Source organism: Paenibacillus sp. ACRSA, from assembly GCF_022346845.1.
Classification (GTDB): domain Bacteria; phylum Bacillota; class Bacilli; order Paenibacillales; family Paenibacillaceae; genus Paenibacillus.
This window is the reverse complement of the sequence record NZ_JAKRNP010000007.1, coordinates 55,492-75,762: the sequence shown is the minus strand read 5'-3', so window position 1 is coordinate 75,762 and position 20,271 is coordinate 55,492. Positions and strand designations below refer to the sequence as shown.

Here is a 20,271-nt window from a genome sequence, read left to right as displayed (position 1 = left end):
CTCTTTGTACGTTTCATCATCTATTTTACTCAACTACGCTCTCCTCCTAATTTAAGAAGTCGTTAAAACTCACTTTTTGAACGGATCATAACCTTTATCTAATAACAGCTTCTTAAACTCTTCACTCATTCCCATACTGGTTACTTCTTTTCTCTCATAATTCACATACAGGTTGAATCGTTGCTCTTCATGATCAACGACGTGGCCTTTCAGTGATATTTCAGCAACTGCTATACTAGGAAGTTTCTTCTCACTAGTGACGACAACATCAAGATCATATTTTTCCTTCATATGCTGGATAGCAATACTTTCTGCTTCTTGTAACAATGCTTCGTCCTCATTTTTATTCATACTCTGACAACCTCCTAAAATAAATACAGATAGTATAATTAAACAAAATAAACACGCAAATTTTTGCATTGGTTTCACACGGGTCACCTTCTTCGCATTGTTTTCATGTCTTACATACATCCTATGAAAAAGGAACATATCCTTGCGTTATAATGGCTTTTCTTCTGTTACCTGCATCATAGTACAAAATCAACATTAGCCACATCGGCTAGCAGAATCGTTTTTATGTAACTTTATTCCTAGATGATTCAAAGGTGCATCCCGGTGTATATTACCCCTTTTCCCGATACCTGCATCATATTTGCGTAAGGTAATTTGATTATTTTTCCAATGTACGACAAAAAGAGCCTGCTCTTGAACGAGCGGCTCTCTCTGGTACACTTTGTTTATTTAACTTATCTATCCGGCTTCGGGTATTGGGTTACACTATTCCAACACGATTCGAAGCGCGGTCAATGCGATACCAATGATAAATCCTGTAACGGCTCCGTTGATTCGAATCCATTGCAGATCCTGCCCAACCTTATCCTCAATTAAAGAGACCAAGGATGCATTATCCATTTTATCGACATTCTCGCGCACGAGGTTCCCGATTTTGGAATGATTTTTCTCCAGCAGAGTCGTTACACCTTCCACGATCTTCGCATTCAGACCTGCCAGTAGCGCCTCATCTGCTCGCAGATCAGACAACACCCGCTCAATTGCAGGCAACGCATACGTATCCACATACTGCCCATCTTCCATGCCAGCCAGTGCTTTGTCTCTCAGTTCAGTGAGCTTATTCAGCACCGTTTCCTCAGCATTCCAGCCATCCAGCATACTATTCTTCCAATCATTCAACCCCTGCTGCACACTCTCACTCATCGCTAGGCGAACCGTCTGCGTCCGCACCAAATCAAGCACCTTGTAACGAAGAGCACTGCCCTCCCGTTTCATGTCCTCTACGCGGTCAAACAGATACCCTTGCAAAATACTACCTAAACGCTCTTCATTCAAATAACCCATGAACGCATTCATCGCAAACTGCATTAATCCATTCAACTGTATGCCGCTGACTGCTTTCATGCCCGTTTCACCCAGGAACATGATCGTTTCTGGCTTCACAAGCCATTCTTCGGCCTGCTTCAGTCCATAATCCAGCGCCTTAACATCGTATCCCCGCTCACTCATCTGAATGGAAGCCCGCTCTAGAATCGGCCCAAGATCAAAAGCACCCGCCTGCGACTTAATCTCTCGTGCCACAAGTGGAGCAATCTGTTCCACAGGCAGTCCAGCAAGGATTCGTTTGCAGAGTGTATCGATCATCGTTTTGGCACCGTCGGTATGTAGCTCTCTCGCCAATGTATCCATTACCGTCTCCGCTGCTTTGAATCCCGTAATTTTCTCGGTAATACTGTCTTTGTTAAGAAGATTATTCTCAACCGCAGAGACCAGACCTTCGGTCATCTTATCTCTATTCTTCGGCAGCAATGCCGTATGTGGAATCGGTATGCCTAGCGGATGACGGAATAGCGCCGTTACAGCGAACCAATCTGCGAGTCCACCCACCAGTCCAGCCTCAAATGATCCAACCAGCATTTTACCCACTAGACTGCCCTGAAATGGTAACGATGCGGCAAATCCCGCCCCCATGATGACGAGTGACCATGCTGCTGCTTTTTTCGTTTGTTTAGGTTTAGCCATTAGACTTGCTCCTTTATGATTAATCACACCGTTCCAGCCGGTCGTGTATCACATCTTCATTATGTACGCGCTACTAATCGAAATAGACCATTGCCTTTTTCGTATACTTCATCTTATCACCCGAACGCACCAAATCCAAACCTCTACCGGGCAAAAAGCATAAATTTTCACGATATGTATGAGTGGATCGACATGTGCTAGCATCTTGTTCTGCACCAAAGTACAAGACTATAATTATGAGGTACTCTATTGCTTGATAGGGTAATACATACAGAGGACGAGTGAGTGAGTTAATCCATCTATCTTAAAGGAGGAATTCGGATCATGAAACATGTGCAAGATTCAACTACACTGTATAACGGCGTCAAAATGCCTTGGTTAGGTTTGGGTGTATTCAAGGTGAAGGATGGAGAAGAGGTTGTTGAAACGGTTAAAACGGCCATTCAGGCTGGGTACCGTAGTATCGATACTGCCAAAGGTTATAACAATGAATCTGGTGTTGCCCAAGGTATTCGTGAATCCGGAATCGCCCGCGAAGATCTATTTATTACGACCAAAGTATGGAACGGCGATCAAGGTTATGAATCCACATTGGCCGCATTTGATGCAAGTATGGAACGACTCGAACTCGAAGTTCTTGATCTATACCTCATCCACTGGCCTGTAAAAGGAAAGTACAAGGATACATGGAGAGCACTAGAGAAGCTACATCAAGAAGGACGAATCCGTGCCATTGGGGTGAGTAACTTCCAGATTCACCATCTTGAAGATCTGATGACAGATGCTAAGATCAAGCCTGCCGTCAACCAAGTGGAGCTACACCCATTGCTGATCCAATCTGAACTAAGAGAATACTGCGCCAAACATCAGATTCAGATTGAAGCATGGTCCCCCCTGGGGCAAGGTAATCTAGTAAGTCATCCATTATTACAAACGATTGCAGCCAAATACAACAAAACAGCTGCACAGGTCATTCTACGTTGGGATCTGCAAAACGGGATTGTCACTATACCCAAATCCGTCACACCCGAGCGTATTCGCGAGAATGCTAACCTATACGATTTTGAATTGACCGCAGAAGATATTGAGCAGATTAACAGTCTGAACGAGAATAAACGCTTCGGTTCCGATCCAGATAACTTCAATTTTTAGAGCAAACGAAAATGACATGCTAACACATGATATTACAATCAAAATCCCGACCCTATGCATGACTGCATTGGAGTCGGGATTTATTATCTTCGGGTCAACGTATGCCCCTATTCAGCTTAACCTTTATTTAACTTAGCCTTTGGATACCAGCTTGAAATCATCAAAATGGAAGCCTGGCGCTACAACGCACGTCACGAGTACGGGCTCATCGCCCAGCGGGCGAGCTGTCTGCCACACGCCGGCAGGAACAAGTACTTGTGGTGATTGTCCAGCAGCGAGATCCATACCGAGCACGAGAACCTCTTCATTTTCTGGATTCTCTCCATTACCACCCAGCTTCAATTCAACCGGGCTACCGCTATGCCACAACCACAGTTCATCAGATAACACCGTGTGCCACTCTGAAACTTCATGCTTGTGCAGCAAAAAGTACGTCGAGCTTGCTGAGAACCGAGGTCCCGAGTATGCTTCCGGCAATACGGATTGTGGAATTTGATAAGAAGCCTTCCATACTTCCTTATACCAACCGCCTTCAACGTGAGGCTGCATGTCCAGTGCCGCGACCAGAGGCGATAATTCATGATTCGTCATATCCTAATTCCTTCCTTCCACATCTAATTGGAGGCACTCTCCATCTAGAGTTTCGCCTCGCTCTCCCTACTGTAAAACATCATTAGCTTTTTGTCACCTTTAGGCTACATCACAGCCGCCCAATTTGATTGTCTCCTCGTTTGGCTCTATCTCTACAACATGCCACAGTCTTAATTGATAGCGTTTACAATAAACTGGATTTTCCGTTATGATACAAATATAACCGTTAACCGCCGAAGCAGAGAGGAGCCGTGTTATGAGTGTAATCGAAGATCGAATCGGACCCAAATATCGAATTGGAGATAATTCCTTTACCATAGAACATATGCGAAGACATGATGGGAACGCCATGCCACAGCCCCACGCTCACCCTTTTTACGAGCTATACTATCTGCTTGAAGGAGAACGTGTGTATTCCATGAACGGTCAGCTACTCAACGCCAGCAAAGGTGATCTGATCTTAATTAATCCACACGACGTACACATTACGTCTAAAGGAAGCATTCCTAGTTTTGAACGTATTCTCGTCGGATTCTCTCCCTCGTTCGCTACGGGAATGGAGCTTGGTATCTGCGGTCTGCTTCCGTTTGAACGATCACGATTACTGCATGTTCCCGAATCGGAACAGCCTGAGATACAACGCTTGTTGGAACAAATGCTACGCGAGTGTAAAGATCGTCGTCCGTATTATGAAATTGTTGTACGCAGCCTGCTCTCCCAGCTATTAATCAGCATTCACCGCGCACTAGAAATGACACGGCAAATGACACATGAGCCGATCCACCCTATGCATGACAAAATTACCGAAGTTGCCCGTTACGTGAACACTCATTATGACGAACCGCTTACGTTGGAGGAAGCCGCCGCTCGTTTCTATATAAGCCCGTCCTATCTGAGCCGCATGTTCAGCCGGTTAACTGGTTTTCGATTTAGTGAATATCTGCGCGTTGTCCGGGTTCGGGAAGCCCAGCGTAGATTATTGTCCACACAGGAGCGCGTGCAGTTCATTGCGGAGAAGGTGGGATTTGAGCATACGGCTCATTTTAACAAAACCTTTAAACAGGTCACCGGCACCACACCGCTTCGTTATCGCAAAGAGCATCGGTAAGTGATGTTAGCTTAGGAAACCTGTGCACCAGCATGCAAGAGATCTCTATATTCATTTAATGGTTCAAATATCAATCAGAAATAGACCGCATGGTAACATGCGATCCATCTAACATCAATCCAGTATGGAATACAGGATAGCCGAGTGGGTAGCCTTAATGATCCAACTATATTCTCCATCTCCATATAGACATGCACCATTCATTCAGCCCTTCATCGGAGATCATCGCTACACCACTTCGGCTACTATCGATCCCATTTTAAAAGGTAATTATTGACGAATCAACGCACCACTTCTTACATTTGGCCCAATGGAAATCTGTCTTCCCTCGGTATCAGCTACTTCTCCCCGGCACACAATACCTGTCGTATCATGTCCTGTAATCCGTAAAAGTCGACCATCCGCGCCTGTCCCTTCGATACCTTCAAGCTCCGCCCCTTTGCACTGATGAAGCTCAATCAGCGAACCTTCAGCTACTGTGAGTTGCAGATCGGCAATCCGCACATGTTTGGCATGTGAGCATTGCACACCTTTCTGGGCAGACACACGGTATCCTTCAATCACTAATCCATCTAGCGGCATTTCCGGTAGCCCACTCACCAATAATGCAGTGTCGGCCTCAGAGCATACTACATCCTTAATTCGAATATCCCGGAATACTGGCGTCTCTTCAGTGACTTCATGTGCAATGTCACTTCCTCGTGCCGAGCCTTCCTGATTCGCATAGAAAAATGAAAATGAGATCGCTTCCATAATAATGTCTTTCATATAGATTCGCTCAATTTCAATGTCCTCCACTACGCCGCCACGCCCACGTGCACTCTTGAAACGAAGCCCAATATCTGTTCCGATAAACGTACAGTCTGATACACGCACATGTCTCACACCCCCAGACATTTCACTGCCAATGACGAAGCCGCCATGACCGTGGTACACAGTACAACCTCGAATCGTAACGTACTCCGATGGCAAACCCAGTTCGCGACCTTCGGTATCCTTGCCTGACTTCATACAGATTGCATCATCTCCAACGTCGAAGACACTATTCTCTACCAGAACATAACGGCAAGATTCAATGTCCAGTCCGTCCCCATTCTGAGAAAACCACGGATTTCGAACGCTGACGTTACGAATCGTCACATGCTCCGAAGCCCAAGGGTGAAGATTCCAAGCTGGAGAATTCTGAAAGGTTGGCCCGTCCAACAATACTCGTTTACATCTACGTAAACTTACCATATTCGGTCTAAGGAAATCTCTGATCTCCTCGTAAGCCGATAGGTCACGCACTTGTTCTACATGCATCCGATTAGCAACTGCATTTCCCTCAAGCGCGGCTTGGGATGGCCACCAGATCTCTTCCTCACCGTTTGTTTGTTCGATTACACCACCGGAGGATACTAATGATTTCCACTGCGAATCCGTCATTTTGGAACGTTTGACCGGACGCCATGCCTCACCATTGCCGTCCCATACACCTTCACCCGTAATGGCGATATCCTCTAACTGATCTCCATCAATCGGAGATTGACAGCGTACAGCCTGCCACCCTTCAAAGGTCGATGCAATCAAAGGATATTGATCAAAGTTTCGACTGAAGGTAACTAACGCTCCAGCCTGGACATGCAGCTCGATTCGACTACGTAAAATAATCGGCCCCGTGAGCCATACACCAGCTGGAATAACGATACGCCCCCCGCCTGCCTCAGAACAAGCAGCGATGGCAAGCCGGAACACCTCTGTATTGTCGCTCACACCATCTCCTACAGCCCCAAATTCGGTAATCAGAAAATCCTGAGCAGGAATGTTAGGTAAGGAAACGTCGTATGATACTTTATCAGACGTTAATTGCTCACCAGCACGTATTGCGGAATTATATGTATTCATCGCGTAGTTATCATCCTTTCTGCTTCTTATTGGATTATATAAATTGAGCCTATGAAGTGTATTCTCGCTCCATCATATCAGTAGCAGTGGGATCAAAGGTTGATCTTTTTTGCCAACTACGAATAGAACTTGATGTTATTTGTTCGGATTATGGATGGCTCAGCGGAATATTCCTTCTATCATACTACAACCATCTATTCCAATGTCTGTAAAAACACTAGGAAAATCGGATCATTTTTCTGTCAGAATTCGTCACAGCAAATCTTTTAACATAACAAAGATATAACATATTATAGGTGTTAGCCCTACTTAACCCATTACTTATGTCACATTTTATAACAAATTAATTGCCACACACAGGATGACTATGTATGATGAAATAACCACTTCCAATGTTTTCCTTAATCTTCCTTTTTATACTAACGTTGCAGAAAGGATGGGATGCACTGTTGATTGAATTCAAAGGAGTTCAGAAACATTTTGGTCACTTCCACGTTCTCAAGGATATCCATCTTCGGATTGAAGAAGGTGAGGTCGTCGTCATTATCGGACCTTCTGGCTCAGGCAAAAGCACATTGCTCCGCTGTATTAATCGTCTAGAAACCATTTCTGGAGGTGAGCTCGTTGTTAGCGGGATTCCTTTACATCAGAAAAAGGTCGACATTAACCTCTTTCGCCGTGACATAGGCATGGTATTTCAACACTTCAATCTCTATCCCCACAAAAAAGTCATTGATAACATCACCCTGGCACCGATAAAGGTGCGCAAACAATCCAAAGAACAGGCTGCCGCTACGGCTATGAAGTATCTGACCCGTGTAGGTATCGCCGAGAAAGCAGACAGTTATCCTTCTCAGTTGTCTGGTGGACAACAACAGCGTGTTGCGATTGCCCGCGGCCTAGCTATGGAACCCAAAATCATGCTGTTCGATGAACCAACCTCTGCATTAGACCCGGAAATGATCGGGGAAGTGCTTGATGTCATGCGTTCCCTTGCACACAACGGGATGACTATGGTTGTGGTTACCCATGAGATGGGCTTCGCCCGCGAAGTGGCTGATCGCGTTATTTTTATGGATGAAGGCCGCATTGTGGAAGAAGCTTCTGCTGCCTCGTTCTTTGACAATCCTAGAGAAGAACGTGCCCAACAATTCCTAAGTCGTCTGATTCACCACTAAAATCATTCCATTGGAAAAGGGGTCTTTAACAAATGAAGAACATATTGAAGTGGCCGTCACTCGTGCTCGTTTTGATTCTGGCGCTTGTTATCTCTGGTTGTAACACAGGTGGGAATTCATCATCTGGGTCTGGTGGATCAGGGGACAATACAGCAGAAGCAAAAGGTACCATTGAACAAATTAAAGAACGGGGTAAACTCATTGCTGGCGTGAAGTACGATACGAAGCTGTTCGGGCTCAAAGACCCTGCGAGCGGTGAGGTAGAAGGCTTTGATATTGATATCGCAAAGGCACTCGCCAAACAAATTCTGGGGGATGAGACCAAGGTCGAGCTGAAGGAAGTAACATCTAAGACTCGTATTCCGCTGCTGCAGAACGGCGACATTGACATCATTATTGCCACGATGACGATTACAGATGAACGTAAGGAGCAGGTTGATTTCAGTGATGTTTATTTTGAGGCAGGGCAATCCTTGCTTGTGAAAAACGACAGTGATATCACCGGGTTAGAGAGCCTCGGAGGTGTAAAGGTCCTGGCTGTGAAGGGATCCACTTCTGCTCAGAACATTCGTGAAAAGGCGCCCGATGCCGAAGTGCTGGAATTCGATAACTATCAGGATGCCTTCACAGCGCTCAAAGCAGGCAAAGGTGAAGCATTAACAACGGATAACATCATCCTGATTGGTATGCAACAAACGGATAATAACTACAAGCTGGTCGGTGGAAATTTCACCAGTGAGCCTTATGGTATGGCGATTCGCAAAGGCGACTCTGCTTTTGTATCCGAAGTGAACAGCCTGCTCAAAAGCCTGCAGGATAGCGGAGAGTATGACACCCTACATGAAAAATGGCTAGGCGCCAAGCCTGAGTAACTTCGATTAACTGATGGTTCAGCGGCGATGGTATGTGTGCTCCTCCCTGTAAGGATAGGCTATCATCGCCGCTCACATCTGAGGAACGGAGGTTTACCCTGAATGGGCAATTTGGACTTTAACGTTCTGATCCGGCATTCCGATCGATTCCTGGAAGGATTCTTGAACACGATTCAAGTAAGCATTATGGCGTTGATTGGAAGCTTTATCCTCGGGACGATTATTGCAATATTCCGCATCTCTCCGATCAAGCCATTAAACTGGATTGGAACAGCTTTTGTGGAGTTTATTCGCAATATTCCTTTATTGCTTGTCGTATTTTTTTTCTATCTGGGGTTGCCCGCCATTGGCATCTCATTAGATGGTTTCATCTCCGGCACGTTGGGTCTAACGATCTATACTGCGGCATTTATCGCCGAGGCCATAAGGGCGGGAATCCAGTCCGTACCACGAGGTCAGCTAGAGGCAGCGAGATCTTCCGGTTTATCTTACGTGCAAGCGATGAATCTAGTCATTCTGCCTCAAGCGATTAAAATTGTACTGCCGTCTATCGGCAACCAATTCATTAATCTGGTCAAAAATTCATCCATTCTTGCGGTCGTTGCAGGTATGGATTTGATGTATTTTGCCGATCTCATCAACTCAGATACCTTCCTACCTTTAAGTGTGTATACCATTGTCGCTCTCTTTTACCTGGCTCTGACGCTCCCCCTCAGCTTGCTCGTTCACTATATGGAGCGACGATTTGGACAAAGTGACGCTGATTCAACCCCCACTAAGGGAAAATCGAACAAGCCGAAGCCAACAGGTCAGGTCACCATGTGATCAGGTGATATCTTGAAAAGGAGGTCGATGAATTATGGACTTCAGCGGGGCCTATGCCTGGCCCAACCTTCGCTTTCTATTACAAGGATTTCTACTTACCCTGCAAGTCGCAGGGTTATCTATCGTATTTAGTTTCGCACTGGGCACGATTCTAGGGACGATTCGGTATACCCGCATCCCCGTGCTGTCCCAGATTGTCGCAGTCATTGTAGATACCATTCGTAATTTACCATTATTACTAATCATTTTCTTCATCCATATCGTATTGCCTCAAATGGGGATCAAGCTGTCCGTGTTCTGGTCTACCGTCGTGGGTCTAAGTTTGTTTGAAGGAGCTATGATTGCGGAGATTGTTCGCAGTGGTCTCAAGTCTATTGAACGTGGGCAGATTGAAGCCGCTCGCTCTTCTGGGCTAAGCTACATGCAGACACTCAGCGGTATTATTATGCCTCAGGCGTTACGACGTATGTCTCCGCCCATGGTCAGCCAGTTTATTTCACTACTCAAAGATACGTCGCTGGCAATCATCATCTCCCTGCCTGAACTGATGCACCATGTGCAGATTCTAGGGGGACAGAGCTTCGATTATATTATTCCTGCTCTCTTGCTGGCAGCCGTGCTGTACTTTGTTGTCAATTACGCCCTGTCCATTGTAGCCAAACGGCTCGAAGCTCGGATGAATTAAGGAAAAAAATAAACATAACATGTGTACCTCCCGGTATGCCTGTTATGTTTATTTTAGTTGAAGAGACAACTTTCTAAGCGTTACAGTTGTTATAAGTATAGATCATTCAACAATGAAGTAGAGATGGCTTGAGCTGAGTTGGACCGAGTACATTGCCTTGGCAGCTTATGTTGATTTATTGCTCAAGTTACGTATGGAGGAGCTACTATGCTTACTAGAAAAGCAGCTTTGATTATACTTGTGCTTGTCATGGCAATCATATTCGTCGCAATCTACACGATGGCAAATTCACCGAGCAGAGTTATACAGAAATACATATCCGAACAATCTACAACTGTTAATCCCTCAGGTTCTTCCACTAATCCGGTAGCTCAATTCAATCAGTATGTTACAGATTATCAATTACCGACACCAAGCGTGACATTCAATACAATCAAAAAAACATTTTCCTCTAGAGAGGTTCTAGTCTACTTTGCGGCGTTTACCTACTATGCGGACGATGGTCAACTCAAGAATATCCACAGCGGTACGTTATCGTTCTCATTAACCCGTGATCTACTTCGCTGGCAGATCCACTCCGTTGATATTATCAACGATATGCAGCTAGCCAATAACGCCCCATAGCCGTGCAAGGTAATATGTGTTTAGAGGTGGTTATGGTTGGGTTAAACGTATGCATAAAAAAACAGCCAATTACCTAGGTAATTGGCTGTCTGTTTAGAATGTGTTTCTTGTACTTAAAACGATTATATTCATTAATTAGTTCATCTAATATCATGGACTGCTGCAGGACTTGGCCGTCTTGCATGCCCTGATTCTCCGCCATACGACATAACTTTTGCCTGCTCCATTCAATTTGGTCGCTGATCTTCTTACGCTCATTCACAGCATGCACCCCCTTTATTTGTACTATTATAGAATATATTGCTAAAAAATTTACAATGAAATCCTTTGCAAAACAATATGTTTATTTCCATCCCAATTCTTTCACAATCATACCTTTTTCATCTACACTTTGGTAATCCCATAAGCCTACTAGATATAGTCATTCGAATCCTCATACCTTCCATATATCGCATCAGGGAAAGTACAACTCACATGAAGTAAGAATGTAGAGACGTACATGCAATAGAAACTATGCATTAAAGGGAGGCCCGATTATTCCATCTCTAAGATTAATAAGTTGGATGTCACCGCTAATACTCGTTCCAAACTATTAATGGAGGTATAACGAGAAAAGGTTTTCGATCCATTCATTGAACTTTCATTAGAAATGCATCATCCGGGTTTTCTCCCTCTACGTTCTGAATAAACTCAGCGTATGAACCACTAAAGGATATTCTGCCTTGATGCAGTAGATGGAGAGTACATTTAACCTTTTGAAAATCATGTAAGTGATGGCTGGATAATAACACCGTGCATTCCTTGTGTAATGCCAGTTTCTCGATTCTTTTTAATATGTACTGCCTCATCTCGGGATCAATGCCAGCCAACGGCTCATCAAAGATGTATAGTTTCCTCTTCATCAAAGTAATAGCCAAAATACACAGATACCTTCGTTCTCCAATAGATAATTGTCCAAACTCCATATTCCATACCCGTCTCACCAAATCAATCTCAGAGGCGCTCATATCATCATCGACATAAGGCTCATTCGTAACTCGAATAAGGTTGGCATGATCGGAATATAGAAAGAAACGAAATACATCCTTCGATTTCAACGTAGGTGGAAACAATAAGCCTTGAAGTTGATAGATCATATCCTTCTCCTCAGGCACACCTCTGATTTCGGGAGGACGTTTAATGACATTGGTAATGAGGTCAAATAATGTTGTTTTGCCTGAACCATTCTTACCAATAATCATGTTCACAGTTCCTGCCCGGAACTCCACACTTAAACGATCCAAGTTCTGGCGCGCCGACTTCCGGTAGGAAAAACTTACATTGTCTATTGTAATCATGCATCCTCCTACTATGTCCGATGAGTTCTTGATATGACGTTTACAAGTTTAAGGGCAATCAATCCACAGATCACATAACATGCCGATATTATACCAACAACCCCAATACTCTCATGAGCAAATGAATGACCCGTAAACCAATCTGCGAAGATAAACGTGATATTTCTGACATATTCAAGCGGATTCAATAGTACAAACAGGAAGCTATACTCCGTAGAATATGCAAATCCTTTGGCAGATACAAAAAATAACACCAACAGACTCATGCTAATCACAGCGTTCAACGACTCTTGTCTAATGGGGATCAGCATCAGAACCAATGTTAGCAAAATAAGAATGATGGATCCCAGGATACAGCTCACAATGGCAGTGATCAGAAACGTCACGAGTTGTGCCGGGTCTAAGAACATTACACCTGTTACGAATGACACCAGAAAGATTGTAGCGATAATGAACAAAACCTGATTCAGAGCCTTACCCCAAATAAATGGGTACTTACTTCCAGAAATGAATTTAAACATTTTATAAAAGCCGTTCTCTCTTAATGTAATTAAATGGGTAGCCACATCAATCGACATTACGAATGTAATATATGAAATAAAGAAGCTCGTTTGAATGTAAAAATCAATTGTGGTGGGTCTAGAGTCAAACCAGGAATAGTTGAAAATAAGAAAAGCAACGAGCGGAAAAATTAAATACCACACAAAGGCTATTTTGTTGCTTAACATCATCTTTACAAAAAGCCTGAGATACTCATATGTTATTCTCATAGTACTCTCCAATTCACCATTTGCAATTGATAACAAATGTAATTTTAATCCTTATTTTTACAATGGTCAATTCAATTTTTCAAAAAATATTTAGTACCTGTGTAATAATTCTCAAGAATAGATTCCATTCGAAAAATACCAATAAAACGGGTTGCTTATGCAATCCGTTTGGCTTCTTTTCACTATGTCTCAGCATAAACCATTCTTGCTTGTTTATTTGATAGGTGAAACTCCAGAAACTCCTCCAGTTCATAAATAATGCTATAGCTATCTTGGCGCGTTGAATGATTGCGAATTAAAATGAATGAATTATCCATGATTCCTATAGGTTCCTTGAAGATTTCGGCTACCTGTACAGCCATTACATTCCATTTTCTCAACTTAATCTTATAAAACCACTCAGGCCCGTTATAGATAATCGCCCAGTCTTCTGGAAAATGCGTACTGTAACCCTCAATTTTAATAAGATCTGCTGTGTTAAGAAACAGTATATACTTTATTTTTTGATCTTTTGCATTGTCCCCCACTTGTTTAAAACTCTCTTTAAAAAAAGCTATTTTTTTTCGTTTACTGATTACGATAATACCGCAATTGATAACAGACAATATCATCATAATGAAGGAAGCTACTATCATACTTTTGCCCCCCTTTTGACTTCTTGAAATACTCGTATATTTTCGAATATCAATGTAATTAGCACCACAATAATAAAAACTAGAAATGCGCGTTGCCATTCAAACACGTATGGGTGATGAACAAAAGGACTGACCAATAAAATTAAGATAAATATGATATTTCGCTGTATTGGGAAACTGCTAAGTAGATGATTCTTACCATAACAGGAGCATTCCTTGGAGAAGCCATCTTTTCTGATGGTCAATAGTGTAAGTACTATCAAAAATATTATACCGATGAGCTCCTTATAAAATCCAATTTGAATTGGTAATAAGAAAAGAGTGGATAGACCCAATTCTGCACACAAAATGAGAAGAGGTAACACACTTAAATGACTTAGATTCATGATTCTGTAGGCTCGTACTTCATACTTGAAATTTTCAAACGATATAACCTTAGCAACGAATGAGGAAAAGAAAATAAAGACCACAATGATATCTAAGACGAATCTAATCATGAAAGATCCTCCCTCTTAACCAGCCATTTCAACCAGGTTGATGTTAATTGGATATCTTGACTTCAATTCACCATCCACAATACATTCAATGTATATATTTTCATTTTGCTCAACTAACACCTTAAAATCGAAATATTGATCCACACCAGGAACCATGTAATCCTCACGATAGTTCCTATGAACCTGGAGCAACGTGTTACCCATTACTTCTGCATTGGAATTGACAATTTTCAGCTCCGTTTGCACAGTATCTAATTCCGGAAGGCCTGCAATTTTTATAAGACAAGAGAATTTGATAACAAAAGGATACGTAGGAACCGCAAGTTTGTTTACAATTCGTCCTAAAATAAACTGATTATCTCTCACATCAATCTTGTCACATATGAGCATATTCACCCACATACCCATTCCTCCTAAGCAAAAAGAGGGTGAATTCATATCCCCCTCTTTTGCAAATATTAGATTAATTACAGCAGCCCGCTCTGATTGTGCAGATCGACTCTGTCGTTGTACCATTGCTTTGTCTGCAAAATTGTTTCTTGTCTGCATACAATATTTTGGTATAGATAGTAGAGCCAGATTGACAACTTCCTGTAGTGCAGTAGGTTTGCAGATCAACCAGACCTGCATTTGTTCCGCTAGAACATCCACATGCCATTGTTTTTCACCTCCTTTCATGACTAAACCATTGTCTAATCATTTGATATGAGCTTCATACATTCGAAGAACGTCTTCCGTAGTATAGACTACCGTAGAAGAGTGAATAATTCTGTCTGCGTCAACAATGATCATATAAGGCTGCATTGTTACATCAAAATGTTTATGCATTTCCAATTTCTCCATCTCAATTAATGGGAAATCCCACTGGAAGTATTCCACCATTTCCTTATGGTCTTCCTGTGAGCCAGAAGACAATAAAACAATATCAACATTCGGGTATCTGTCTTTAATTTCATTGAGACAAGGAATTAGATCGATACAGTAAACACAATGAAGGGTTATGAAGAAATAAGCAGTATATCTTTGCGGTACAATTCTCAGCTCTGTTCCATCCCAGTTCGAAAACACTTCTTCCCGCAAATGTTCTTTAAGCTTGTTATTTGTATCAGACAGCATAGTTAGGTTGAGCCTCCTCTTCATACCATTCTTTTTGTGTCTTCCACATCATGTAGTAGGATTTCTTTAGGCGCATTAACTCTTCATGCGTTCCAATTTCAGCAATCCCCCCATTTTCCATGACTATAATTTGGTCAGCATGTCTTGCTATTCCTACCCTGTGGGATATAATAATCGAGGTAGTCGATTTACAGAGTTCTAGAATATCCTTGAATATCAGATATTCTGTCATGGGGTCGAGCGCAGCCGTTGGTTCATCAAAAATAATGAGTTCCGCGTCTTCTTTAGCATAGAATCTAGATAAAGCCACACGCTGCCACTGACCACCTGAGAGATTAATCGCATCGGGATCAATGTAACCTAATTTGGTATCCAGCCCATTTGTAAACTTGTCATAAATGCCTAATCTCTTAAAAATGGCAATCAAGTTTGGGTCATTGTTATACATATTTTGAATATCACCCATGCCGACATTTTCCCTCAAATTCATGTGATACTTCATAAAATCTTGAAACACAACGACCGTACGCTGTCTGTATTCATCCATATCCAATTCACTAACTGGAATTTCATCGAAGAAAATATGTTCTCGATTAGCTTCATATAATCCAAGAAGAAGTTTGATTAAGGTCGATTTACCTGATCCATTTTCTCCTAATATAGCTACAGTTTCGCCTCTTTTGATGTCTAGACTAAGATTATCTACTGCATTCTCCGCAGTGTTAGGATAGCGAAATGAGAGATTTCTTACTGATAGGCTATCTTGAAAAACAAAAGGTTTACCTTGTTTGTTCTCCGCTGACATGATCTCCACTTTCGTTTGTTCTTTACTCACTTCTTCAGCACGATTCATATAACGATAGTTCTCAATTAGACGAGAAGCATCTTGCATTAACAAGGAAATATTTATAATAGTAACTGATACAGCCATTGTAACCGCTACATAGTCACCGATTGTCATCGTGTTATTTCTGATCTGCGAAGCAACCATAAACATAATCAGTGCTGTACTGATTACAGTAAACATTTCACTGCGCAGATTAGTAATAATGTTTAACTTTTCTAGCGATACTTTATGTTTGTCTATATACTCTTTTTCTTCTCTCCATTTTGTTTTCAAAAAGGAGTAACTATTATATGCGGAAATTTCCTTCTGGGCTTCAGCTCCCGTTATTAAATTGAAATAATATTGATACTTTACTGAACCAGACTCTATGTTTTCGTTTATCTCAGTTCGTTTACTCACACTTCTGTAATACAGTACTCCTTTGAGCACTCCAACACTTACTGCAATAATGGCAAATACAACTAATGTTGACCCCAGGAAGTGCACACCTAGCAACAATGTAATAACTCTCAACAACAGTTGGTTGCACAGCAGGAACATCTCATATGTTCTCCCTGATGCAAATCTTAGGAAGGAAAAATTGGCGTTAAACGCTGGATTTTCCTTACTCATTAAGTCCATTTTAGAAATTTTATTAATTAACGCTTCGTCCGTATAATTGCTGTATGCAATCTGCAACCTATTATTTCTTGAGGATGATATTGCCTGTAAGTATAGATTTAATAGCTGTATCCCTAATAAAATGAGAATGTTAATAACAAAATAAGAGTTGTTTTTTTCGAAAATTTGATCAACTACTTGTTTCGAGATGATAATACTTAAATAGGATTCAAAAGCTCCGTATATTACAATAGCGATAATAATCATAGAAGATATGGGGTCAAATCGAATCAACTTCATAAACGCTTCAAGCGTGACCCTTGTTATTTCACGAGATGATTTCATCATTTTCGGTTGGCTAACAACCGCGTAAGCGGTGATAATAGGTTCTCGATATGCTCCTCATGATTACAGACACCAGCCGTTATTACTTGTCCAACGTTGTTAACTACCAGTTGAAATGGAGCAACTTTAACTAGAAGCTCTTTTTCTATTTTGGCCAAATCACAGTAGTAATATTGAACCTTCTTTTCAACAAAGTACGCTTCCTCTTCACGAGTCGGCCCCTCATAAAAAACTGCAAAATCTAGTCCAGGATAATGTTCTATCGTTCTTTTGATCGGGTTAATATCACAGGCCTCACAGCCACCACTTAGAAAAAAGAGTACACTCCCAAGACTTGATTCATAAATCCAAGACAAGTCTACTGAAGCTTGATTCTGAAAAAGCTGAACTTTCTTAGGGATGTACTCTCCTACTTCATATGCGGTAGTTGAACTTTTCAAGAACCTTCTGTGGTCACTCATCCTTTAGCATCTCCTCACGATAGATATTACTCCCCTGACTAACGATTTCTTTGTATATCTGCTCTGTGCTCTTCTCATCTTTCACACCAGCGTCCAAAACAGATTTCAGCATTCCACCAAACTTCTCTTGAAAACCTTGGGATAGATCATCGTAATATCCTCTTCTTGTATCGACTTTTTTCTGAATTACATGGTTGATCTCCACACCGCTATAACTTCCTAATTTAGAGTTAAGGGTCGGTAAGCTCCCTATATAATCCTGCGTTTGAAGATGATCTGCCGATTCTTCGCTCATTAAATACGCGATAATCTTCCACACATCTTCCTTGTTAGCTGATTCCTTGTTTATCGAAAGCACATGATTAAATTGCAAGCCTGAGCTCAGCTCCGTATGTAGAGGATCACTCGGATAGCTTACCACTCCCCATGAAAAAGAATTTTGTTGTTGCAGCTTAGGAATCATACTTATATTGGAGGACAACATCGCAGACTTTCCTTCTAAAAAATGTTCTCCCGTGCCCTCAATTAAACTGCCTTGCTTCTGTAAGTTCACCGCTAGCTCAATCATTTTGAGCCAATCCTTCTCATTAAAGATAAGCTCTTGATTTTGGTCATCCAGCAACCTTATTTTATTTGTGGCAAGAATTGTCATCACTACATTTTGGGGTGTAGCTTCTCCGCCCTCAAATCCGTACCTGTCACCATCAGCAAATCGATTAGACAAGGATAATAATTGTTCCCAACTCATTTGATCTGTCGGGTAATCGACCTGTATGGAGTCAAATAAATCTTTGTTGTAAAAAATCCCCGAAACCACAACCTGGGGTGCAAGACCCAACAGTTCTCCCGATTCGTTCGAAAGGACTTCTTTCATTTGATCATAGTAATCATCAAGTTGTATTTCTTTCGTTGAATTTTGCAAATACGGGTTCATACTTTCAATTCGATCTGTTTCACGCCAACTGCGGAATGTAGGCAGATACGAAATAATTAGATCCGCATGACTATCTTCGAAAAAACGTTCGTCCTCATATAAACTATCGTTGTTTGATGAGATCACATTAAAAGTCACGCCCGGAAACTTACTCATGATATGATTGCCATAGTATTGATAGAATGACTCCTCACTCTGAGGAGTCAGAACGGTAAGTTCCTTATTCGTTATAGGTTCAATTTTTTCTTTGGTAGATTCACCAAACAAGCCACAACCTGTTAACAGACTGAGTAATAAGGCAATCGAGAACCAAGCTAATATGTTATTTTTTTGCTTCTGTATATAATACATGCGTTAAATCCTCCTGCATTTTATCAATAATGGAATGGAGTGAATCCAGATTTTTTATTGCATCTTGTATGCCATCATTTATAATTCGATCTGTCTTCTGCTTCAATTCTATATGCAAAGGTACTCGCTCCATCAGAGTACTGACCGAAGGCTTTAACGTATAGAAAACATCTTGTTCTGTTCCCGGCTTTAGCTGCCTTATAGGCGTGGTGAATTTATCCATACTTGAGTTAGAACGCATCTCCGTAGTTCTTTTATTGTTCAACTGCTTCCATACTTCAGTGGCCGTAGCCAAGTCTTGAGCATTATTGCTTATTCCGCTCATGATTGGGTATGTTATCGTTGTACTGACATCAGGATTCTCCGTACCCACAGGTTCCGTTACAACACCCCAATTAATCTTCGGATTCACACTCTGAACTTGCTTCATAAAATAAGGCGTTTCCAAGATCATCGCAACTTTCCCCTGACTGAACAGGTCGATTGGAATACCTCCCTCGATACTTATACCTCCACTTGAATATGCTGTGACTGCATTAGTTATCAAGTCTTTCCAAAATTCAGTTCCAACGTGAGCCTCTTGCTGTGAAGCGTCATACCATCTTCGATTATCTGCCTTTCCCATCTCAATTAACAAATCAGCGTAATCATAATATGGTGTGTACAGACCTTGGAGGTCGGGATCACCAGAGAAACGCTGGGTCAGCAATAGCAACTCCCGCCATGTCATTCGGTCAGCAGGCTCTGGAATACCATACTTTGAAAATACATCTTTATTATAGAATAATGCCTGGGATACCATGGATTGAGGGTACGCATAAATACTACCGCCCCCCATCTCATTGAGCGTAGTTAATACATACTCATTAATCCCTGCAGTAAAGTCTTCATCTGTAGAAAAGATATTGAGATCCTTCAGCATATTCTCGTTCTGCAGCTCCATATAAGCTTCCGATGGAAAAAATAAAATATCTGGACTTTCTGTTTTTATCAAGTCTATGTAGCCCTTAACGTTCCAATCGAGGTCACCTGTAGGAGTATATTTCATCGCATCCCAAACCCCCTCTCCCATGACACCCTTGTACTCTATAATTTCTATGTTGGTATCGCTAAATTGTGCGTCTATTACACTCCCATAATCTCGTTTGAAATCCACATACGAACTATACAAAATTTTTATATTTTTAGTTTCTGTTGCTTCAGGATGACTACAAGATGTAGTGATCAACAGAATTGCAATCCATACTATCAGACACTTCTTCATCCTACTTTTCCTCCTAGTGTATCCTCCAAAAATGTTAATATGATTAAAATTTTATATTTTAACTTTATGAGTAATTATTGTATTATTTGTTTTTATTTGAATATATTTGGTTAACAAGACTATAATTCTTTTTGCGTTACTCTGATAAATGGTTTTTTCGG

The 20,271-nt window shown here is 41.7% G+C and carries 23 protein-coding genes; 7 read left to right on the top strand and 16 right to left on the bottom strand.

Annotation, left to right across the window (positions count from 1 at the left end; all coding sequences use genetic code 11):
• Positions 1-69: 69 nt before the first annotated feature.
• Positions 70-351, bottom strand: a complete 282-nt coding sequence (locus MH215_RS19725; RefSeq protein WP_145050093.1) for a hypothetical protein — start codon at positions 349-351, stop codon at positions 70-72.
• Between the two features lie 426 nt (positions 352-777).
• Positions 778-2,034, bottom strand: coding sequence for a DUF445 domain-containing protein (locus MH215_RS19720; RefSeq protein ID WP_239292954.1), 1,257 nt, complete (start codon positions 2,032-2,034; stop codon positions 778-780).
• 324 nt (positions 2,035-2,358) lie between these two features.
• Between MH215_RS19720 and MH215_RS19715 the strand changes: the two genes are divergently transcribed.
• Positions 2,359-3,186: an aldo/keto reductase gene (locus MH215_RS19715; RefSeq protein ID WP_275446239.1), complete on the top strand. Its 828-nt coding sequence runs from the start codon at positions 2,359-2,361 to the stop codon at positions 3,184-3,186.
• A gap of 132 nt (positions 3,187-3,318) precedes the next feature.
• Here the strand turns inward: MH215_RS19715 and MH215_RS19710 are convergent, their stop codons facing one another.
• Entirely contained in the window at positions 3,319-3,777 is a 459-nt protein-coding gene (locus MH215_RS19710; protein ID WP_239292953.1) for a cupin domain-containing protein, read from the bottom strand.
• A gap of 256 nt (positions 3,778-4,033) precedes the next feature.
• Between MH215_RS19710 and MH215_RS19705 the strand changes: the two genes are divergently transcribed.
• Positions 4,034-4,885 carry a helix-turn-helix transcriptional regulator gene (locus MH215_RS19705; RefSeq protein WP_239292952.1) on the top strand — a complete coding sequence of 284 codons (852 nt, stop codon included), beginning with the start codon at positions 4,034-4,036 and terminating at the stop codon, positions 4,883-4,885.
• Positions 4,886-5,155: 270 nt separating this feature from the next.
• Here the strand turns inward: MH215_RS19705 and MH215_RS19700 are convergent, their stop codons facing one another.
• Complete coding sequence (locus MH215_RS19700; protein WP_239292951.1) at positions 5,156-6,769, bottom strand: glycoside hydrolase family 28 protein; 1,614 nt, start codon at positions 6,767-6,769, stop codon at positions 5,156-5,158.
• A 392-nt stretch (positions 6,770-7,161) separates the two neighbouring features.
• On the opposite strand from MH215_RS19700, the gene MH215_RS19695 reads away from it, so the two are divergent.
• The 5 genes from MH215_RS19695 to MH215_RS19675 all read left to right on the top strand — a co-directional run bounded on the left by MH215_RS19695 (position 7,162) and on the right by MH215_RS19675 (position 10,953).
• Entirely contained in the window at positions 7,162-7,947 is a 786-nt protein-coding gene (locus tag MH215_RS19695) for an amino acid ABC transporter ATP-binding protein (RefSeq protein ID WP_275446238.1), read from the top strand.
• 32 nt (positions 7,948-7,979) lie between these two features.
• Entirely contained in the window at positions 7,980-8,819 is an 840-nt protein-coding gene (locus tag MH215_RS19690; protein WP_239292950.1) for a transporter substrate-binding domain-containing protein, read from the top strand.
• A 102-nt stretch (positions 8,820-8,921) separates the two neighbouring features.
• Positions 8,922-9,644, top strand: a complete 723-nt coding sequence (locus MH215_RS19685) for an amino acid ABC transporter permease (protein ID WP_239292949.1) — start codon at positions 8,922-8,924, stop codon at positions 9,642-9,644.
• A 34-nt stretch (positions 9,645-9,678) separates the two neighbouring features.
• A complete protein-coding gene (locus tag MH215_RS19680) occupies positions 9,679-10,329 on the top strand; it encodes an amino acid ABC transporter permease (RefSeq protein WP_239292948.1) in 651 nt (216 codons plus the stop codon).
• A 207-nt stretch (positions 10,330-10,536) separates the two neighbouring features.
• Entirely contained in the window at positions 10,537-10,953 is a 417-nt protein-coding gene (locus tag MH215_RS19675; RefSeq protein ID WP_239292947.1) for a hypothetical protein, read from the top strand.
• Between the two features lie 73 nt (positions 10,954-11,026).
• On the opposite strand, the gene MH215_RS19670 is transcribed toward MH215_RS19675, so the two are convergent.
• The 12 genes from MH215_RS19670 to MH215_RS19620 all read right to left on the bottom strand — a co-directional run bounded on the left by MH215_RS19670 (position 11,027) and on the right by MH215_RS19620 (position 19,894).
• Positions 11,027-11,215, bottom strand: coding sequence for an aspartyl-phosphate phosphatase Spo0E family protein (locus MH215_RS19670; RefSeq protein WP_239292946.1), 189 nt, complete (start codon positions 11,213-11,215; stop codon positions 11,027-11,029).
• A gap of 367 nt (positions 11,216-11,582) precedes the next feature.
• Positions 11,583-12,290, bottom strand: coding sequence for an ATP-binding cassette domain-containing protein (locus tag MH215_RS19665; protein ID WP_239292945.1), 708 nt, complete (start codon positions 12,288-12,290; stop codon positions 11,583-11,585).
• Between the two features lie 11 nt (positions 12,291-12,301).
• Positions 12,302-13,060 carry a hypothetical protein gene (locus MH215_RS19660; RefSeq protein ID WP_239292944.1) on the bottom strand — a complete coding sequence of 253 codons (759 nt, stop codon included), beginning with the start codon at positions 13,058-13,060 and terminating at the stop codon, positions 12,302-12,304.
• A 182-nt stretch (positions 13,061-13,242) separates the two neighbouring features.
• Entirely contained in the window at positions 13,243-13,695 is a 453-nt protein-coding gene (locus MH215_RS19655; RefSeq protein ID WP_239292943.1) for a hypothetical protein, read from the bottom strand.
• A complete protein-coding gene (locus MH215_RS29335; protein ID WP_370874897.1) occupies positions 13,692-14,192 on the bottom strand; it encodes a MauE/DoxX family redox-associated membrane protein in 501 nt (166 codons plus the stop codon). Before MH215_RS29335 ends, MH215_RS19655 begins: the two co-directional genes overlap by 4 nt.
• Before the next feature lie 15 nt (positions 14,193-14,207).
• Positions 14,208-14,594: a hypothetical protein gene (locus tag MH215_RS19650; protein WP_239292942.1), complete on the bottom strand. Its 387-nt coding sequence runs from the start codon at positions 14,592-14,594 to the stop codon at positions 14,208-14,210.
• A 61-nt stretch (positions 14,595-14,655) separates the two neighbouring features.
• Positions 14,656-14,850: a hypothetical protein gene (locus MH215_RS19645; RefSeq protein ID WP_222124458.1), complete on the bottom strand. Its 195-nt coding sequence runs from the start codon at positions 14,848-14,850 to the stop codon at positions 14,656-14,658.
• 38 nt (positions 14,851-14,888) lie between these two features.
• On the bottom strand, positions 14,889-15,308 hold the full coding sequence (locus MH215_RS19640) for a peroxiredoxin family protein (RefSeq protein WP_239292941.1): 420 nt from the start codon (positions 15,306-15,308) through the stop codon (positions 14,889-14,891).
• A complete protein-coding gene (locus MH215_RS19635; RefSeq protein ID WP_239292940.1) occupies positions 15,298-17,103 on the bottom strand; it encodes an ABC transporter ATP-binding protein in 1,806 nt (601 codons plus the stop codon). The genes MH215_RS19640 and MH215_RS19635 overlap by 11 nt, the downstream gene beginning before the upstream one ends.
• Complete coding sequence (locus MH215_RS19630; RefSeq protein WP_239292939.1) at positions 17,100-17,561, bottom strand: hypothetical protein; 462 nt, start codon at positions 17,559-17,561, stop codon at positions 17,100-17,102. Before MH215_RS19630 ends, MH215_RS19635 begins: the two co-directional genes overlap by 4 nt.
• Positions 17,554-18,846, bottom strand: coding sequence for an ABC transporter substrate-binding protein (locus tag MH215_RS19625; protein ID WP_239292938.1), 1,293 nt, complete (start codon positions 18,844-18,846; stop codon positions 17,554-17,556). Before MH215_RS19625 ends, MH215_RS19630 begins: the two co-directional genes overlap by 8 nt.
• A complete protein-coding gene (locus MH215_RS19620; RefSeq protein ID WP_239292937.1) occupies positions 18,818-19,894 on the bottom strand; it encodes an ABC transporter substrate-binding protein in 1,077 nt (358 codons plus the stop codon). Before MH215_RS19620 ends, MH215_RS19625 begins: the two co-directional genes overlap by 29 nt.
• Positions 19,895-20,271 lie beyond the last annotated feature (377 nt).

Coding starts and splice junctions, on each gene's coding strand:
- MH215_RS19725 (WP_145050093.1), bottom strand. CDS start 351: ATGAATAAAAATGAGGACGAAGCATTGTTACAAGAAGCAGAAAGTATT.
- MH215_RS19720 (WP_239292954.1), bottom strand. CDS start 2,034: ATGGCTAAACCTAAACAAACGAAAAAAGCAGCAGCATGGTCACTCGTC.
- MH215_RS19715 (WP_275446239.1), top strand. CDS start 2,359: ATGAAACATGTGCAAGATTCAACTACACTGTATAACGGCGTCAAAATG.
- MH215_RS19710 (WP_239292953.1), bottom strand. CDS start 3,777: ATGACGAATCATGAATTATCGCCTCTGGTCGCGGCACTGGACATGCAG.
- MH215_RS19705 (WP_239292952.1), top strand. CDS start 4,034: ATGAGTGTAATCGAAGATCGAATCGGACCCAAATATCGAATTGGAGAT.
- MH215_RS19700 (WP_239292951.1), bottom strand. CDS start 6,769: ATGAATACATATAATTCCGCAATACGTGCTGGTGAGCAATTAACGTCT.
- MH215_RS19695 (WP_275446238.1), top strand. CDS start 7,162: ATGTTTTCCTTAATCTTCCTTTTTATACTAACGTTGCAGAAAGGATGG.
- MH215_RS19690 (WP_239292950.1), top strand. CDS start 7,980: ATGAAGAACATATTGAAGTGGCCGTCACTCGTGCTCGTTTTGATTCTG.
- MH215_RS19685 (WP_239292949.1), top strand. CDS start 8,922: ATGGGCAATTTGGACTTTAACGTTCTGATCCGGCATTCCGATCGATTC.
- MH215_RS19680 (WP_239292948.1), top strand. CDS start 9,679: ATGGACTTCAGCGGGGCCTATGCCTGGCCCAACCTTCGCTTTCTATTA.
- MH215_RS19675 (WP_239292947.1), top strand. CDS start 10,537: ATGCTTACTAGAAAAGCAGCTTTGATTATACTTGTGCTTGTCATGGCA.
- MH215_RS19665 (WP_239292945.1), bottom strand. CDS start 12,290: ATGATTACAATAGACAATGTAAGTTTTTCCTACCGGAAGTCGGCGCGC.
- MH215_RS19660 (WP_239292944.1), bottom strand. CDS start 13,060: ATGAGAATAACATATGAGTATCTCAGGCTTTTTGTAAAGATGATGTTA.
- MH215_RS19655 (WP_239292943.1), bottom strand. CDS start 13,695: ATGATAGTAGCTTCCTTCATTATGATGATATTGTCTGTTATCAATTGC.
- MH215_RS29335 (WP_370874897.1), bottom strand. CDS start 14,192: ATGATTAGATTCGTCTTAGATATCATTGTGGTCTTTATTTTCTTTTCC.
- MH215_RS19650 (WP_239292942.1), bottom strand. CDS start 14,594: ATGTGGGTGAATATGCTCATATGTGACAAGATTGATGTGAGAGATAAT.
- MH215_RS19645 (WP_222124458.1), bottom strand. CDS start 14,850: ATGGCATGTGGATGTTCTAGCGGAACAAATGCAGGTCTGGTTGATCTG.
- MH215_RS19640 (WP_239292941.1), bottom strand. CDS start 15,308: ATGCTGTCTGATACAAATAACAAGCTTAAAGAACATTTGCGGGAAGAA.
- MH215_RS19635 (WP_239292940.1), bottom strand. CDS start 17,103: ATGATGAAATCATCTCGTGAAATAACAAGGGTCACGCTTGAAGCGTTT.
- MH215_RS19630 (WP_239292939.1), bottom strand. CDS start 17,561: ATGAGTGACCACAGAAGGTTCTTGAAAAGTTCAACTACCGCATATGAA.
- MH215_RS19625 (WP_239292938.1), bottom strand. CDS start 18,846: ATGTATTATATACAGAAGCAAAAAAATAACATATTAGCTTGGTTCTCG.
- MH215_RS19620 (WP_239292937.1), bottom strand. CDS start 19,894: ATGAAATATACTCCTACAGGTGACCTCGATTGGAACGTTAAGGGCTAC.